The organism is Ectobacillus sp. JY-23 (genome assembly GCF_023022965.1).
Taxonomy (GTDB): domain Bacteria; phylum Bacillota; class Bacilli; order Bacillales; family Bacillaceae_G; genus Ectobacillus.
Genome location: NZ_CP095462.1, coordinates 2,757,683 through 2,773,219, shown reverse-complemented (window position 1 = coordinate 2,773,219; position 15,537 = coordinate 2,757,683). Strand labels below are relative to the sequence as shown.

Sequence of the window (15,537 nt, the reverse complement as noted above, 5' to 3'; positions counted from 1 at the left end):
ATCCTTTTTTTATTAATTTTGTAAATTTTCCGATATTTATACGTAAAAAAACAGCTTGTATTTCAAAGCTGCCTTTACAAATAAAATTCCATATGCGGTTTCGCACATATGATTAATCATATCTTACCTCTTTCGGCGCCCTTGACTGCTTTTTGCCTGCGCATGTGCTGGCTTTCGGCCGCCTTGTTTAAATGCCGGCTTTTTGCCTCGCGGCTCCCGATTCTGTCTGTCTGCTTGTACCTCTTCTGTTTTCGGGCGCTCAATGCGCTCCATCTGCATTTTAATTCCTTTTTCAATCATTTCTAAATACTGTTTATCCTTTGGTGCGAAAAACGTAACAGCCAATCCACTTTCCCCTGCACGGCCTGTTCGTCCGATGCGGTGGATATAACTCTCTACGTCCTGCGGAATATCGTAGTTGAAAACGTGAGTCACACCTTCTACATCAAGGCCGCGTGCTGCAACATCGGTAGCCACTAAATATTGTAGCTTTGCCTGACGAAAACGCTCCATAACCTTTTCACGCTTTGCTTGTGATAAATCGCCATGCAATTCATCGGAGTTATAGCCGTGCTCCTGCAGTGCTGCGTTCAGTGTGCTTGCGCGGCGCTTTGTTCGGCAGAAAATCATCGCCAGAAATGGCTGCTCCCGCTCAAGCATATCGCGTAAAGAAGCTTGCTTCGTGCGGTCTGTTGTTTCTACAGCAATTTGACGGATATCCTTTACCGTAATTTGCGAAGTTTTGATTTGGACATTTTCAGGCTTTTTCATATACCGCTTTGCTAGCGCACGAATTTCTCCCGGCATGGTTGCGGAGAATAAAGCTGTTTGTCTGTCTGGAGATGTTTTTTCAATAATCGTTTCTACTTCCGGCAAAAATCCAATATGCAGCATCTGGTCTGCCTCGTCTAGTACGAGCGTTGAAATACCTGACACATCAATCGTTGTGCGGCGCATATGATCAAGAAGACGGCCCGGTGTTCCAACAACGATATGCGTTGCACCTGCCAACTTCTTAATTTGCCTCTCTACATCCTGACCGCCATAAACGGCAAGCACGTGAACATCCGGTGTGCGCAGCTTTTCTATTTCACCTGTAATTTGTACAGCTAGCTCTCGTGTGGGTGCAACAATAAGCGCTTGAATATGCGGTAAATCTGGATTTATGTTTTGTAGAATCGGCAACACAAATGCTAATGTTTTTCCCGTTCCTGTTTGCGCCTGTGCAACCACATCTTTGCCCGCAAGCAGTAACGGAATCGTCTTTTCCTGTACTGGTGTAGGGGTACTTAATCCATTACGCTGTAATCTTTTCTGTAAATCTTCATGTATGGTAAGACTTGCAAAGTCCTTCACATCATCACCTCTTCTTTAGTATGCCTTTCTCAGTATACTGGAAAACATGGCGCTCGGCTGAACTTTTTGCCACATGGCTTTCTGAGTTGCGGTGTATTATAATGAGAATACCAACTTCATACAAAAGGAGACCACATACATGGCAACCGAACAAAACGGAAAAAAGCTAAGCTTAAAAGAAGTAATGATGCAGCAATTGGCGGCAAAAAAACAAGCGCAGGCGCAGGGGAAAGGGAGTCTGAAAGGCTCGACAGCTACAAAAGGCATGAAGAGTCAGCAAACAAAGAAGCCGAACAATCAACGTAGACGCATGGGTGTATAATGGACGGCCGCAATCGACGTGATATACAGCGCGGCTCGGCCGTAAAAATCGTCTTAAAGCAGGATCAACGAACAGGTAAGCTGACCTCTGGCATTGTAAAAGATATTTTAACAAATTCCCCATCTCATCCCCATGGCATTAAAGTGCGGCTAACCGATGGGCAAGTGGGACGGGTAAAAGAGATTGGAATATAAAAAGGTTGCCAAACGGCAACCTTTTTTCCAGAGTGTTGAGAAACCTAAAAGGTTTCTTAATACTCTGTCCCTAGTTTCAATTTTTATGGAAACTATGTCTGAAATGAAGTAAAAATAAACAGGAATTGCCCTTCATCTGACCTGTTTGGTCAGATGAAGGGCAATTTTTTTCATGTTTTGACAAGCTGCGGTGAGAAAAGCCTGCATTTGGACAGACTCCCGCCCTCGAAAACGTGCATACCGGTAGCCATGAAGTTCTTTCGCATCGGCAAAACTGCGCTCAATTGTAGAACAACGTAGCTTGTACAGACGCTTACCGGCACTTGTCTTTTTGTTGGCGCGAGCCAAGTCCTTATAATCCTCCCAAATATGTCGAGTAATGGTACGCGTTTTTTGTTGTTTAGAAAAACACTTGGGACGAAGAGGACAAGCCGCACAATCATCTGGATTCGATTTATATTGTCGATTTCCATCACGGTCTGTCGTCACATAAGATAAGATACAACCCATCGGGCAAGCAAAGCGATTTGACTCTTTTACATAATGAAAAGAACGTTTTGGTACCTCTTTATTTGTTTTTCCGAATCTACGATATCCCATGACCATAAAAATGTTTTGTTTCGCTAAATTTTTACAAATATGACCTGTAAAGTATCCCGCATCTAGTGCCACAGCTTCTACCTGAAATCCAAAGGTTTTTATTTGCGCTTTAAGACGTGCCAAATACGGCCCAGAATCGGATACATTCCCGGCCGTAATATATGTGTCTGTGATGATATTGTATTTTGCATCGACAGTGCGATGATCGAGGTAGTGAAACCCATTTGGTTTTCCGTCTCTCATTAGAAATCCACTGTCAGGGTCTGTTGTACTAGAACGGATATAAGTAGGTTGTTTGGCTTCGCCTTCCTTTCGAGGTTTTAGTTCTTTTTTCCGTTTGTTTGCCGATCCTCAGTTACAGCCTTTTCTAATTCTTCTAGATAGATTTTGGGCTGTTCTTTTTTTAGCTTTTGTACATACTTATTTTTATTTGCATTCGCCTTTACGTGCGTAGAATCTGTCATTAGAGCGCGACCGCCCACCATGCGGTGGGATTGAGCTTGTCTGACAATCTCTTGAAAGATGTCTTCAAAAATGGTTGTGTGAACAAAGCGAGTACGTCGGTTCCAACTAATAGTAGAGTGATCAGGAACAGGATCTGATAAAGAAAAGCCTAAAAACCACCGATACGCTAGATTCATTTTAATTTCTTTCTCTAACTGACGTTCGGAACGGATTCCATAAAAGTAACCGATAAAAATCATCTTGAATAAAGTGATGGGATGAATGGAAGGACGCCCATTATCTTCGCAGTAATACGGGCGAAGCTTTTCCTCAATAAAAGCAAAATCTATTGTGGCTTCTACAGCTCGTAAAAAGTGATCTTGTGGAACAAGCTCTTCGATTGAAGTCGTAACACGCTCATCTCGGTGATTTTTCAGTGCACCCATCATATCAAATCTCTCCTTCTCTCCTTTTTAATCAGTTTGCACAGTGGAAAGAAGTCATAAACATAAAAAACGGCTGTGGAGAACACTTTCTCCACAGCCTGATAAAAAGGTTGCCAAACGGCAACCTTTTTTCATTCCATAGTCATCGCAAAACCGATGCAACCAGACAATACAAGAACAAGAGATACATATTGCAGTAAAATGATAACACGCTCTTTTTTGCTTAACTTTTCATACAGCTCTTGTTTCGCCAGTTCCTCAGACAACGCTTTTAGCTCCTCATGAATACTGTGTAACTCACCTGGTTCATTGTCATACCAAGTTTGCATTTCCTTCGTAATGAGATACTGACCTTGTAATTTTCCTTCGGCACGCTTAAATGCTTCAGTCTCTGGCGTCCAGCGCCACTTACTTTGTTTGCCGCTCCAAGCATAAAACTCCTGCTCGTATTGCGCCAATACGCGACCTTCTTCATATAACTTACCATTTAACCAAGATAAGCGATCTTCAGGTGCAATTTCGTGCCACTCCGCTCGCAAACTTTCCCACTTTTGCAGTGCAGTCTGATATTCATCTCGATACGCAGCCTTCTCGCGCCAGCCGTAGCGTTCAGATGCTGCGGATACAAAATATAAACCGCCAAACACAATGATAAGGACAAGAATTGGATCCGGATTTACGAACGTAAAGGCAAGCATGATTGTAAAGGCAATTGCAATCAATTTTGTGCTCAGCGCACGCGCGATACGTCCACCGTCTAGCGGCATCATCGGCAGTAAGTTAAATAAGTTTAGCAGTGCGCCAACCTTAAACATATGCAGCCAAAAATCCACTCCCGTTACGTAATACAATACGATAAATGGAATGATAGAAAGCAAGCCAGCAAATGGTCCCATGATAGAGATGAACACGTCGTCCTTTAAGCGTTTCGGTAATTCCTTCATACCAACAACCGCTCCTAAAAACGGGATGAACAATGCTGGAGATGTCGGTATACCCTTCTTTTTCGCACCATACACGTGACCCATTTCATGTACAAACAACAAGTACACAAGAACAATCCCAAACTTCCATCCATATAAAAGCGCATAGGCCCATACAGATACTAGCATGGAAATCAGCGTTTTAAATTTTAATAGCTTTAATACCACTGCTAAAAACTTTGCTTTTGTGAGCGCAAACAGGCCAATACCGCCCAGCGTCGCCCATATTCCCTTTTTATCCTTCATAATTCCTCTCCTCTCCTTTTTATCATACCAAGGACAAGAAGTAGGAAAAAGTAAAACATACATATTTTTTGATGCGTGTTTTATAAAAGCTCTTTTCTAAGAGATTGTTGTTTTAAGATGGGTTTCTTTGTTTAAGGTTGGTTGGAGCGGAAGGTGCTAGACTCCTGCGGGAGCAGCGGGTCAGGTGAGACCCCACAGGCTGTAAGCCGAGGAGGCTCACCGCACACCTCGCGGAAAGCAAGCAACCCCGAGCGGAAATCAACCACTCCCCACTATTTGTTACATAGCAACAAAGTTTGCGAAAACAGCCTTTATAAAAGCCTCCTATATGAGGAGGCCCTATATTAATTCGTATGCAAGGTAAAATCACCTGAACTGATTCTTACTTGCATCTGATGTGTACCAGCACCAACTTTTCCGCGAATCTCATCGCTTGTTTTTTCTTCATAATTCATCGGGATGGATACTCTCCCATCTCCTGAGGAGCTTTTAAAATCCAGCGCCATGTTTGTTGGTTCCTTTTCTATTGTTACTTCAATATCACCGCTCGATGAGTCGAGATTTATATTATGTGCAACTTCCGTTAACTTCAAGAACGTATCACCTGAACTTGATTCTGTTTTCACTTCCCCTGTCAAACGCTCGCCATAGATATCCCCAGATGACACGTGCAGATTGATTGTCTCAGCCGTAAGCCTAGACACATGCAAATCACCTGAAGAAGCTTCAACTTCTATTTGCTTACTTTTTACATTTTCAACTGTTATATTACCGCTACCGCTTTCCACCACGATTTGGTCATACAGCTTTTCAGGAACAATTACATCGAGCTTCGCGTTGATATACGTAAACCAGCCAAAGTGATTGCTTTTTGTACGAATTTTTAACGCATCATTGTCCTCTACCAGTTCCAGCTTCATCTTTTGAATGCCTTTTTTATTTCCTTCCCCGTGTAAACGGACTTTAATTTGATCGCCCGCACCTTGTTTAACTGTAATATCTGCAGACCCAACCTCTACTTGTATCTTTTGAACCTTCTCTGCTTCAGCCGATTTATTTTCATCAAATGTGTACTGCTTGCCCATCACATTCTCCCATAAAATTCCGTCCTGTGTAAAAGCAGTGGTTGTTAAACCGACGATTCCTACTGTAGTAATAATCACTGCTGCCAATGCTATTTTTTTCAGCATCCTTTATTCTCCTCTCGCAATTTTGATATTCAAAGCTGCATACCAAATTGTGACCTTATACAGCAGCTTTCCAAGCGGTATCAAAGCGGGTCCAAGCAACGTGCCGCTTCCGCCGAGCGCCATCGCCAGAAATACGAGCTGCAGGGCGTTGCTTTCCCCCAAAAACAGGATTGCACCAATCGCCGCCACGGCACTGATAATCAGCGAAAAACTTACAGCCCATAGAGAAAGATAAACTGCAAATACTGTTAAAGCGGGCCCTAGCACAACAACGATATTGAAAAACAACAATCCCAAAACTGAGAGTGTAAATCTTATTCCGGATACCTCAGGCTTTACCTGCTTTGTTTCTAAACCTAAAGCAGACATAATTTCATTCTCTGTTTTACCGTTTCGCTGGGCAGTTTCATATAGCTCTTCATATAATGACAGCACTTTTTCGTATTCTTCAGGAGGCAAGCCTTTGAACCTTGCTTCCATCTCTTTTCTTAGATCTTCTCTGCTCATACCATCAGCTTCCTTTAATCGTGATACTTTTATAATAGACAGAAATGGTCACATGACCAAGTGAAGAGAGTCATAATATATTGTGATTTTTTTCTCAGCAGCTATATAGTAAAATTAGGAAGAAGTAATACTGTGCGGTTATGGCTGTACTGATATAAAGGAGATATGACATGGAGACACAACGGGAGTGGCTTTGGGTCGATTGGTTTATCAGTTCTCTTCGATTTATTTGGTTTGCCTCAGGTTTACTGTTCTTCTACTTAGAGCCACATAAACTTTCAGGCTTTCCCTATACGTATTTTGTAATTTTCATCACCTTGGCGTATTTTGTACCGCATTTCTTCTGGAATCCTAAGTATAAAAACGCAGCGCTCTTTTTTTTAGTAGATTTTTTATTGGTAGGTAGCTTTATTCTGTACACACAACTTATTCTAGAGGCTGAGCTCGGGGCTGCGATGGTTCTCATGAGCGCTCTTACCGCTGGATATCTTGCAACCAAGCAAACCGGGCGCTGGGCCATTCCTGTGTTTGTTGTTCTTCTGCCAGCTACACGCTACAAAGCGTTGGGATTTTCGTTCGAATTTTTCATGCAGTATGTTGATATCATTATATTTTTCGGGTTTGGTATCAGTCTAAATGTTATTATTAGTTCCCATATGAAAGCAAAGCGTTTATTACAAGAAAACATGAAACAATACCACCTTATTCAACAGCAAAACAAAGTGCTCGAGCAATACGCAGCGCAAATTGAAGGTGTAACTCTTCTTGAGGAAAGAAATCGCTTAGCCAGAGAACTTCATGACTCTATTGGCCATCATTTTACATCAGTAATTGTAGGGCTTGATGCGTTATCGTATATGATTGACAGTAATCCCGCGTTAGCCAAGCAAAAAGCGGAGTCGCTAGCACAAGTGTCTCGCACCGGTTTAGATGCCATTCGCAAAAACATCCATCAAATCGCACCAACAGACAATGATGAACTACTTTGGAAGCAACTGCAGCGTGTTGCTTCTGATTTTCAACAGCATGCGGAAACAACAGTCACCTTTACTTTGCAGGGGGAAGAAACCGCTCTGTCACCCCAGATTAAACTCACACTGGTTAGGTGTCTGCAAGAAGCTTTAACGAATGCGAAACGACATGGCCATGCGACGAAGATAGAGGTAAAACTGTCCATAACCTCACAACAGCTGGTGTTACAAATTACAAATGACGGGGAAGCATTACAGGATATCCAGCACGGCTTTGGACTTACTGGTATGCGCAATCGCTTAGAAGAGCTACAGGGACATTTACACATACAAAATATAGAAAAACATGTGGTAGTGACATGTACAATCCCATTAAAAGGAGGTATACAATATGATTAAGATTATGCTAGTAGATGACCAAGAACTGATTCGGGAGAGCTTAGCGTTTGTATTAAACACGGACCCTGAGCTGGAAGTAGTGGCCCTAGCTAAAAATGGACAAGAAGCCGTTGAGCTCAGTAAGGAAAAGAAGCCTGATATTATTTTAATGGACATTCAGATGCCCATTATGGACGGTATTACTGCTACTAAGTTCATTAAGGCTACTTATCCTGAAATACGCATTATGATTTTGACAACGTTTCAGGAAATTCAGCATGTAATTGATGCACTTTCTATCGGTGCGGAAGGATATCTACTCAAGGCGATGCATCCAAAAGACCTTATTGCCGGCATCAAACTTGTTCATACAGGAGGCACACTGCTGCCGAATGATTTGGCAAAGATACTGGTACAACAAATTCAACCGTCTGTCACTCAGGCGGTCCAAGCTCCTACTCCGTACGATCTCACAGAACGTGAAGTACAGGTATTGGAGTGTCTGGCGCACGGTTTAAGCAACAAAGACACTGCAGAGCGCCTCTTTTTATCAGAAGGTACTGTGAAAAACTATATCTCAAGTTTATATCATAAACTCGATGTGAAAAACCGCCTACAGGCTGTAAATAAAGCAAAAGAAGAGGATCTCATTTGAGGTCCTCTTCTAGTTGGTACATCAACTCAGAAAGCTCGCTTTCTGTCACGTAGCGCCACTTTCCGCTCTGCAGTTCACCGAGATGAATATTTATAATCCGAATTCGCTTTAACCTCGTTACTCTATAGCCAAACACTTTGCACATACGACGGATTTGCCTGTTTAAGCCCTGTGTGAGGATAATGCGAAACACGTTTTCATCGACCCGCGATACTATGCAAGGCTTCGTGACCGTGTTTAAAATCGGTACGCCCGCCGCCATTCCTTGTAGAAAAGCCTCATCAAACGGCTTATCTACGGTGACGATATATTCTTTCTCATGCTCATGTGAGCTATGCATCATCCGATTTACAATGCTGCCATCATTTGTCATGATAATAAGCCCCTCTGAATCCTTATCTAAACGCCCCACCGGAAAAATACGCTCCGGATAATTCATAAAGTCAATGATGTTTTCCTTCACACTGCTTTGTGCTGTACACGTAATGCCCACCGGCTTATACAGGGCTATGTACACTGGCTGAATCTCTACTTTTACGAGCGGCTTACCATCAACAAGCACCATATCTTCCTCTGCTAACATGCTATTTTTATGAGCAGGCGTGCCGTTAATCGTTATCCGGCCATCTCGGATCATCCGCTCAATTTCTCGTCTCGGATATATCCCTGCTTCGCTGACATATTTTTGTATCCTCAATACGAACACCTTCTTTTTCATTTGGCTCTATTAAAGCGCATTATTGATTTCCATTACGGGGTTCGCTTTCCGCGGGCGATTAGGCGCTTTAATTAACAAATGCAAATGAGCAACATTAGCTTTCATTTAAAAAGGAAGAGCCATATCTGCTCCTCCCTTTCATTGCTGAATTTCGTATCAATTGTAGCAGTCTTATTTCTTATCAAATAAAATTTTAAAATCACCGTAGCCTTCGCGCTCTAGATCTTCCTTGGGAATGAAGCGAAGTGCTGCTGAGTTAATGCAGTAGCGCAATCCACCTTTGTCACGCGGTCCATCGTCGAATACGTGTCCAAGGTGAGAATCGGCTTCACGACTTCGCACTTCTGTTCGCACCATGCGATGACTGAGATCAACATGTTCTTTTACACTTGCCGACATAACCGGCTTTGTAAAGCTCGGCCAGCCGCAGCCGCTATCAAATTTATCGTAGGAGCTGAATAACGGTTCACCGGAAACGATGTCTACATAAAGACCTTCTTCCTGATGGTTCCAGAATTCATTCTGAAACGGCGGCTCTGTCCCGTTTTCTTGCGTCACATAAAACTGCATATCTGTTAGCTTTTCCTTAAGATGCGCGTTATTCTTCGGCCAATGCTTCTTTAAAAACGCATCGCGGCCCGATCCCTTGCGATACATTTCATAACGGAAGCTGTTCTTCTTATAATAATCCTGATGGTACTCCTCTGCCGGGTAAAACGGCTTAGCAGGCAGAATTTCTGTCACAATCGGCTTCTTAAAAATGCCGCTTTCTTCAAGTGCGCGCTTTGAGGCTTCCGCCTTTTGACGTTGTTCTTCTGTATGATAAAAGATAGCTGTTTGATATGACTGCCCGCGGTCATGAAACTGACCGCCTGCATCTGTCGGATCAATTTGACGCCAGTACATTTCTAAAAGTTCCTCGTACGATAAGCGAGACGGATCGAATGTGATTTGCACCGCTTCGTAATGTCCTGTTGTCTCCGAACAAACCTCTTTATAAGTCGGATTTTCTGTATGACCTCCTGTATAACCTGACACAATTCCATATACACCGTCTATTTCATCAAATGGTTTTACCATGCACCAAAAACAACCGCCCGCAAACGTCGCAAGTTCTTTTTGTTCGCTCATCCTTTTCACCTCTTTGCTTGAATTATCTTGTATTATAACACCTTCCGCACATGCGCCAAATATTTTGCTCAAGCTACTGCAGAATCTGAAAATGCTGCCACTCCTCTGGCAACAGCTGGCGATATTTCATTTGTAAAAAGCGATCATCCATCAGCAAAATTGTCCCTGTATCTTCTTCCGAGCGAATTAATCTCCCACCTGCCTGCAACACTTTATTCATGCCCGGAAACACGTACGCATAGTCATATCCATTTTTGCCGTTTTCATTGAAATAATCTTTAATAATGTTACGCTCAAGTCCCAGCTGCGGAAGACCAACACCAATAATCGCAACACCATTTAAGCGATCTCCCTTTAAGTCTATTCCCTCTGAAAAAATCCCTCCTAGCACAGCAAAACCAACTAGCGTTTCAGGATTGTCAGCTTGAAACAGTTGTAAAAAATACTCACGCTCATCTTCACGCATTCCTGTATCCTGCATGATGGTTTGGATATGTGGCGATTCACTTTTATAAAGTTCATACACATCTTTCATATACTGATAGGATGGAAAAAACACTAAATAATTTCCTCGCACTTCCGTCATACGCCCAAGCGCGGCGACAATATGAGGCTTTGTTTTTTCCCGTTCATGATATTTAGTAGAAACAGGCTGTACTAACACCTGTAGCTGTTCACGCCGAAACGGTGACGGAATGCCGATTGAGAAGTCTTCCTCCTGCGCTCCGAGCATATCACGATAATACGAAGGTGGTGTCAGTGTAGCAGAGAAATAGACTTTAGAACGATAGTTTTTCCCCATCTGTCTCAATAAATGTGACGGGTCTAAGCAAAATAGCTTTAAGCGAACTTCGCTCCCTGTAGTCTCCGCATACATCACAAAACGCTCATCATAAAGCGCGGCAATACGCAAAAATGCCTGCGCCTTAAAATATGCATCTAATAACTCTTCATTCTCCTGCGCAGTTATCTCTTTCTCAGCATGCTGTACAAAATCTTCTAACAAGCCCACTAGTTCTTCATCTAACTGCTTTTCCACCAATTCTCCCTCTGCCCTTTTTCTAACTGCCAGCAAGTGCTGGTTAATGGCGCGCGCACTTTCAAAAATGGACACGTTTACTCCTTTAAAGCTCCTTTGTAGCTGCAAGTATTGTGATTTTTGTATCTCCGCAGAATACATCTCTCGGGCACGATCTACTAAGTTATGCGCTTCATCAATTAGCAGTACTGTTTGCTTCTTCTGCTCTTCAAACAAACGTTTGAATGAAATACGCGGGTCAAAAATATAGTTGTAATCACATATCACCGCGTCAGCAGCGTACGCCAACTCAATAGAAAACTCAAATGGACATACTTTATGCTTACGCGCGTAGGTTTCAATAGTACCGCGAGTAAGCAGCGTTTCGTGTTCTAATATATCAAGCACCGCTCCGTTAACTCGATCATAGTAACCATCCGCAAATTCACAGTACTCCTTTTGACAGCGAGTTTCTTCTTTAAAGCAAACCTTGTCCTTCGCCGTAATAGTCACACTACGCATGCAGAGACCCTGTTTCTCCATCCGCGCAAACGCCTCTTCTGCCGTTGTGCGCGTAATGGTTTTCGCTGTTAAGTAAAACAATCTCTCAGCCAGTCCCTCTCCAATCGCTTTTACGGCCGGAAAGGTTGTTGAAATGGTTTTTCCAATACCTGTAGGCGCCTTGGCAAACAGATTTCTTTTTTCTGCAATCGTTTTATATACGGCACCAGCCAACTGCCGTTGTCCTTGTCGATATGCCTGGAAAGGGAAAGCGAGACTTTTCATACTATCGTTTCGCTCCTGTCGCTGTTTCAAGCGCAGCGCAGCATATGGTACATACTCATCCAATACACCATATACAAATGTCTCTAATGCGGCAAAATTCATTGTTTCTCGAAATCTCTTTTGCTCACCACTTTCTACCTGGACATACGTAAGTTGCACCGTCATTTCGTTTAAATCCTGCTCTTTTGCGTACATATAAGCATAAAATTTGACCTGTGCCCAGTGTACCGGATAAGAGTTCTCGGTAATTTCAGCTAAGTCACGCATCGTTGACTTAATTTCATCTACAACCACCGAACCGTCCTCCCATAACAGCCCGTCGCATCGACCATCTAGCGTAAAATGCACATCTTGATACACAAGCTCCATGCGCACCGGAACCTCTTTTCGGTCGAGTTCATTGTAGGTCTTTTGAATGCTTTGGTGAATTCTGGTTCCTTCCAATAGTGTTTGAGACGTCTGAAATCTTGCATCAATACTACCGCTACTAAACACATACTCCACCAGAGTACGCACTGAAATCCCAAACGTTTCCATTTTATCACCTGACTTCATGATTTGATAATTGGTAGTTTTACTTTCACCGCGAGCTTTTCTTTCTCATATTTATAAGACAGATTGCCTCCGTATCGAGATACCGTATCTGCAATGATATATGTACCTAACCCATCATGTCCTTCCTTAGAGCTTACACCAACATGCTGAAACAACCCATCTGCCTTTTCTTTTGGTAAAGGCAACGTACTGTTTACAACCTCTACGATAAAGATGCCCCCATGATGACTCATCCGTACTTCAAGTATAGCACTACCACTTTTTTCTTGATACAAAGCGGCTGCTTCTAACGCGTTGCCTACTAAGTTACCTAGTAGCTGGATTTGATCAATTGGCTTTAGAGGAAGTGCTGACAGAGGTACATTGCAATCATACCCCACAAAACAAAGTAACATTTTTACTACCAAATACCGTTTTTGGCACTAAATATAAGGAACAGACAAGGTAGATCCAGAGCAGGATAGACATTTTATGTAAATGATCTGACGGACTACAGCAGCAGCCCTGTGACCAGGCCTTATATATAAGTTTTCTCATAAAAAGTTACATATTTTATTTATCTGTTCTTTTCTTACATTCAAAGAATCTTAATATTAAAAGTGAACTAATAATTAATACCGGAATACCTATTATAAGATAAAATATATTATGTTTATGCATCGATATATTATAAAAATATAAGAAAAGAATCCCCCATAAAAATAATGTTAAATACTTTAGTTTGCCATTCAATATATAGACAACTCCTTATATTAATATATATCTATCCAACCATTATTTGGTCTAATGTCTCTTTTATCAAGTTGTTTTGCAATCATACTACCAACATCCATATAATCTAAGGCTACTGCAACAGCTTTTCTAAATCATACTTGGAATCATCTACTACGCCTACTTTTATCATAAATGCCGTTCGCCCCCCTATCCAATTTTACTATCTACATCCATGAATTGGATATATTCACGACAGAATAAGACCATTTCGCGACAGAATAAGACCATTTCACGACATCATCGCAGTCATCATATCTTAATTTCGCTACAATACAAATATCACGATATCAAAGGAGCGATGACTATGATTGAGGTTCAAAGAGTCTCTCGTAGCTTTCAAGATAAAAAAGTAACAATTCAAGCGATACATGAACTTTCTTTTACGATACAAAAAGGGGCTGTTATTGGGCTCCTTGGTGAAAATGGTGCTGGCAAAACAACGCTGCTACGGATTATTTCCACCTTATTGGAGCCAACGACCGGACATATTTTTATAAATGGTATTGATATTGGCAAAGAACCGATGAAGGTAAAGCGCACAATTGGCGTACTATTTGGGAGCGAAACGGGCTTATATGATCGCTTAACAGCTCGTGAAAATCTTGCCTATTTTGCCAAGCTATACGGTCTTGGCAAGCATGAAACAAAAAATCGGATTGAATATTTAGCTTCGCGCTTTGGAATGAAGGATTATCTCGATCGTAAGGTGGGCGGCTTTTCAAAGGGAATGCGCCAAAAAGTAACGATTGCGCGGACATTGATTCATGACCCTGACGTAATTCTCTTAGATGAACCCACAACCGGTTTGGATATTACATCGGCAAATATGTTCCGTGAGCTCATTCATCAGTTAAAGCGAGAGGGAAAAACAATTATTTTTTCCAGTCACATCATGGAAGAGGTAAAGCAGCTATGCGAATCTATTATTATGATTCATAAAGGACAGTTGGTATATGAGGGGCCTATTGAAAAACTATATGCGGAAGAGGAAAGTGAAGACTTAAATTATATCTTTATGTCTCGTCTCGTAAGGGGGAACACACAATGACATGGCATGTTTATGTAAAAGAAATGATAGATGCGCTTCGCGACCGCAAGACATTAATACTGAGCGTATTAATCCCTGTATTATTTAACATTGGCCTTGTGCTGTTCATGGACCGTGTCTTTTTAGCGGAGAAAAAAGAAACGTATACACTCGCTGTAAAAGAGAATACTAGTCTGCAAGTATTAGATTGGATTAAAGAGCTCGAAGATGTTGAGATTGAAATTGCCAAAGACCCGACAGAAGTTGTAAAAGCCGGTGACGCGCAAGCTGCATTAGAGGTAGACTCGTCTTTTGAAGAGAAATTTAAATCTGGACAATCCCCGGGTGTGACCGTCTATGCAGATTCCTCTAGTCAAAAAGGAAGTGCAGCCGCTGATAAGATTATGACGCAGCTAACCGTTAAGCAACAAATTGCCATTCAGGAACGCCTCGCTGCAAGCGGTACAGACCCTAATGTGATTAAGCCATTTCAGCTTTCATTAGAAAGCATCAGTGAGCAAGATGACATGTCATTATACATGATTACAATCTTTTCGCAGCTCATTCTCATTCTTGGCATTTTAACTGGGCAGTTATCTGTAGCAAATGATTTATTTGCTGGTGAAAAAGAACGTAAAACGATGGAAGCACTTATTATGACACCTGTGAACAGACTTCATATCATTCTAGGAAAATGGTTAGCTATCTCTTCACTCGGTATGATTGGCGGTATCTTCTCTCTCATTACATTCGTAACTGTGGTAACTTTCTTTACAGATAAGCTGGCAAAGGCATTAAACATTGGCGAGAATCTCTTTTTCTTCATCTCCAGTCTCGGCATCGGCATCATTACATTTGCTCTGCTGACTGCAACGGTACTGATGATTCTAAGCCTATTGGCAAACACGATGAAGGAAGCACAAAACTATACCGCTCCGCTAATGACAGTTGTGATGATTCCGTATTTCATGCTTATTGGTCTTTCACCGAATGAACTTGGCGCAAAGCATTTTCTCATTCCGTTCATGAATATCTTTGCGCTCATTAAGCAGCTCATTTACGGCATCTATGTTCCCATCAACATTCTCTATGTAGCGCTGAGCTCGCTCACATTAATGGCAATTTGCTTCTCCATTGCTTACATGATGTTTAAAAAGAGCAAATGGGTGCTCGGTAAGTCATAAGAAAGGTGTCCTGCGGAAGCGGGACACCTTTTTTCGGCTACTTTGTGAGATA

At 42.0% G+C, this 15,537-nt stretch carries 15 protein-coding genes; 6 read left to right on the top strand and 9 right to left on the bottom strand.

The window, feature by feature from the left end:
• Positions 1 to 123: 123 nt before the first annotated feature.
• The gene (locus MUG87_RS14265; protein WP_247083003.1) at positions 124 to 1,356 is read right to left on the bottom strand and encodes a DEAD/DEAH box helicase; all 1,233 of its coding nucleotides are present in this window, start codon (positions 1,354 to 1,356) and stop codon (positions 124 to 126) included.
• Positions 1,357 to 1,495: 139 nt separating this feature from the next.
• Here MUG87_RS14265 and MUG87_RS14260 point away from each other — a divergent pair, with 139 nt between their 5' ends.
• Positions 1,496 to 1,678, top strand: coding sequence for a hypothetical protein (locus tag MUG87_RS14260; protein ID WP_124564988.1), 183 nt, complete (start codon positions 1,496 to 1,498; stop codon positions 1,676 to 1,678).
• Positions 1,678 to 1,872, top strand: a complete 195-nt coding sequence (locus MUG87_RS14255; protein ID WP_247083002.1) for a YwbE family protein — start codon at positions 1,678 to 1,680, stop codon at positions 1,870 to 1,872. The genes MUG87_RS14260 and MUG87_RS14255 overlap by 1 nt, the downstream gene beginning before the upstream one ends.
• A 132-nt stretch (positions 1,873 to 2,004) precedes the next feature.
• Here MUG87_RS14255 and MUG87_RS14250 read toward each other — a convergent pair.
• The 4 genes from MUG87_RS14250 to MUG87_RS14235 form a co-directional block, all read right to left on the bottom strand.
• A protein-coding gene (locus MUG87_RS14250) for an IS1182 family transposase (protein WP_247081727.1) occupies positions 2,005 to 3,365 on the bottom strand; the annotation gives its coding sequence in 2 pieces (ribosomal slippage) (positions 2,005 to 2,804 and positions 2,804 to 3,365; 1,362 coding nt in all).
• A 128-nt stretch (positions 3,366 to 3,493) separates the two neighbouring features.
• Complete coding sequence (locus MUG87_RS14245; RefSeq protein WP_247083000.1) at positions 3,494 to 4,591, bottom strand: site-2 protease family protein; 1,098 nt, start codon at positions 4,589 to 4,591, stop codon at positions 3,494 to 3,496.
• A 344-nt stretch (positions 4,592 to 4,935) separates the two neighbouring features.
• Entirely contained in the window at positions 4,936 to 5,781 is an 846-nt protein-coding gene (locus MUG87_RS14240) for a DUF4097 family beta strand repeat-containing protein (protein WP_247082998.1), read from the bottom strand.
• 3 nt (positions 5,782 to 5,784) lie between these two features.
• Complete coding sequence (locus tag MUG87_RS14235; protein ID WP_247082996.1) at positions 5,785 to 6,288, bottom strand: DUF1700 domain-containing protein; 504 nt, start codon at positions 6,286 to 6,288, stop codon at positions 5,785 to 5,787.
• Positions 6,289 to 6,458: 170 nt separating this feature from the next.
• On the opposite strand from MUG87_RS14235, the gene MUG87_RS14230 reads away from it, so the two are divergent.
• The gene (locus MUG87_RS14230) at positions 6,459 to 7,658 is read left to right on the top strand and encodes a sensor histidine kinase (RefSeq protein WP_247082994.1); all 1,200 of its coding nucleotides are present in this window, start codon (positions 6,459 to 6,461) and stop codon (positions 7,656 to 7,658) included.
• Positions 7,651 to 8,292 (top strand): response regulator, encoded by a 642-nt coding sequence (locus MUG87_RS14225; RefSeq protein WP_247082992.1) that lies wholly within the window; start codon positions 7,651 to 7,653, stop codon positions 8,290 to 8,292. The genes MUG87_RS14230 and MUG87_RS14225 overlap by 8 nt, the downstream gene beginning before the upstream one ends.
• On the opposite strand, the gene MUG87_RS14220 is transcribed toward MUG87_RS14225, so the two are convergent.
• The 4 genes from MUG87_RS14220 to MUG87_RS14205 form a co-directional block, all read right to left on the bottom strand.
• Positions 8,285 to 8,989 (bottom strand): pseudouridine synthase, encoded by a 705-nt coding sequence (locus tag MUG87_RS14220; protein WP_247082990.1) that lies wholly within the window; start codon positions 8,987 to 8,989, stop codon positions 8,285 to 8,287. The genes MUG87_RS14225 and MUG87_RS14220 overlap by 8 nt on opposite strands.
• A gap of 192 nt (positions 8,990 to 9,181) precedes the next feature.
• Complete coding sequence (msrA, locus tag MUG87_RS14215) at positions 9,182 to 10,141, bottom strand: peptide-methionine (S)-S-oxide reductase MsrA (RefSeq protein ID WP_247082988.1); 960 nt, start codon at positions 10,139 to 10,141, stop codon at positions 9,182 to 9,184.
• A 73-nt stretch (positions 10,142 to 10,214) separates the two neighbouring features.
• Positions 10,215 to 12,482 (bottom strand): ATP-dependent DNA helicase, encoded by a 2,268-nt coding sequence (locus MUG87_RS14210; protein ID WP_247082987.1) that lies wholly within the window; start codon positions 12,480 to 12,482, stop codon positions 10,215 to 10,217.
• Between the two features lie 14 nt (positions 12,483 to 12,496).
• Positions 12,497 to 12,895, bottom strand: coding sequence for a GHKL domain-containing protein (locus tag MUG87_RS14205; RefSeq protein WP_247082986.1), 399 nt, complete (start codon positions 12,893 to 12,895; stop codon positions 12,497 to 12,499).
• A gap of 683 nt (positions 12,896 to 13,578) precedes the next feature.
• Between MUG87_RS14205 and MUG87_RS14200 the strand changes: the two genes are divergently transcribed.
• Together MUG87_RS14200 and MUG87_RS14195 are read left to right on the top strand one after the other, a co-directional pair.
• Positions 13,579 to 14,322, top strand: a complete 744-nt coding sequence (locus tag MUG87_RS14200) for an ATP-binding cassette domain-containing protein (protein ID WP_247082985.1) — start codon at positions 13,579 to 13,581, stop codon at positions 14,320 to 14,322.
• Entirely contained in the window at positions 14,319 to 15,485 is a 1,167-nt protein-coding gene (locus MUG87_RS14195) for an ABC transporter permease (RefSeq protein ID WP_247082984.1), read from the top strand. The genes MUG87_RS14200 and MUG87_RS14195 overlap by 4 nt, the downstream gene beginning before the upstream one ends.
• Positions 15,486 to 15,537 lie beyond the last annotated feature (52 nt).

Excerpts from the sequence above, each read along its gene's own strand:
- MUG87_RS14260 (WP_124564988.1), top strand. The coding sequence starts at position 1,496 with ATGGCAACCGAACAAAACGGAAAAAAGCTAAGCTTAAAAGAAGTAATG.
- MUG87_RS14255 (WP_247083002.1), top strand. The coding sequence starts at position 1,678 with ATGGACGGCCGCAATCGACGTGATATACAGCGCGGCTCGGCCGTAAAA.
- MUG87_RS14245 (WP_247083000.1), bottom strand. The coding sequence starts at position 4,591 with ATGAAGGATAAAAAGGGAATATGGGCGACGCTGGGCGGTATTGGCCTG.
- MUG87_RS14240 (WP_247082998.1), bottom strand. The coding sequence starts at position 5,781 with ATGCTGAAAAAAATAGCATTGGCAGCAGTGATTATTACTACAGTAGGA.
- MUG87_RS14235 (WP_247082996.1), bottom strand. The coding sequence starts at position 6,288 with ATGAGCAGAGAAGATCTAAGAAAAGAGATGGAAGCAAGGTTCAAAGGC.
- MUG87_RS14230 (WP_247082994.1), top strand. The coding sequence starts at position 6,459 with ATGGAGACACAACGGGAGTGGCTTTGGGTCGATTGGTTTATCAGTTCT.
- MUG87_RS14225 (WP_247082992.1), top strand. The coding sequence starts at position 7,651 with ATGATTAAGATTATGCTAGTAGATGACCAAGAACTGATTCGGGAGAGC.
- msrA (WP_247082988.1), bottom strand. The coding sequence starts at position 10,141 with ATGAGCGAACAAAAAGAACTTGCGACGTTTGCGGGCGGTTGTTTTTGG.
- MUG87_RS14210 (WP_247082987.1), bottom strand. The coding sequence starts at position 12,482 with ATGGAAACGTTTGGGATTTCAGTGCGTACTCTGGTGGAGTATGTGTTT.
- MUG87_RS14205 (WP_247082986.1), bottom strand. The coding sequence starts at position 12,895 with ATGTTACTTTGTTTTGTGGGGTATGATTGCAATGTACCTCTGTCAGCA.
- MUG87_RS14200 (WP_247082985.1), top strand. The coding sequence starts at position 13,579 with ATGATTGAGGTTCAAAGAGTCTCTCGTAGCTTTCAAGATAAAAAAGTA.
- MUG87_RS14195 (WP_247082984.1), top strand. The coding sequence starts at position 14,319 with ATGACATGGCATGTTTATGTAAAAGAAATGATAGATGCGCTTCGCGAC.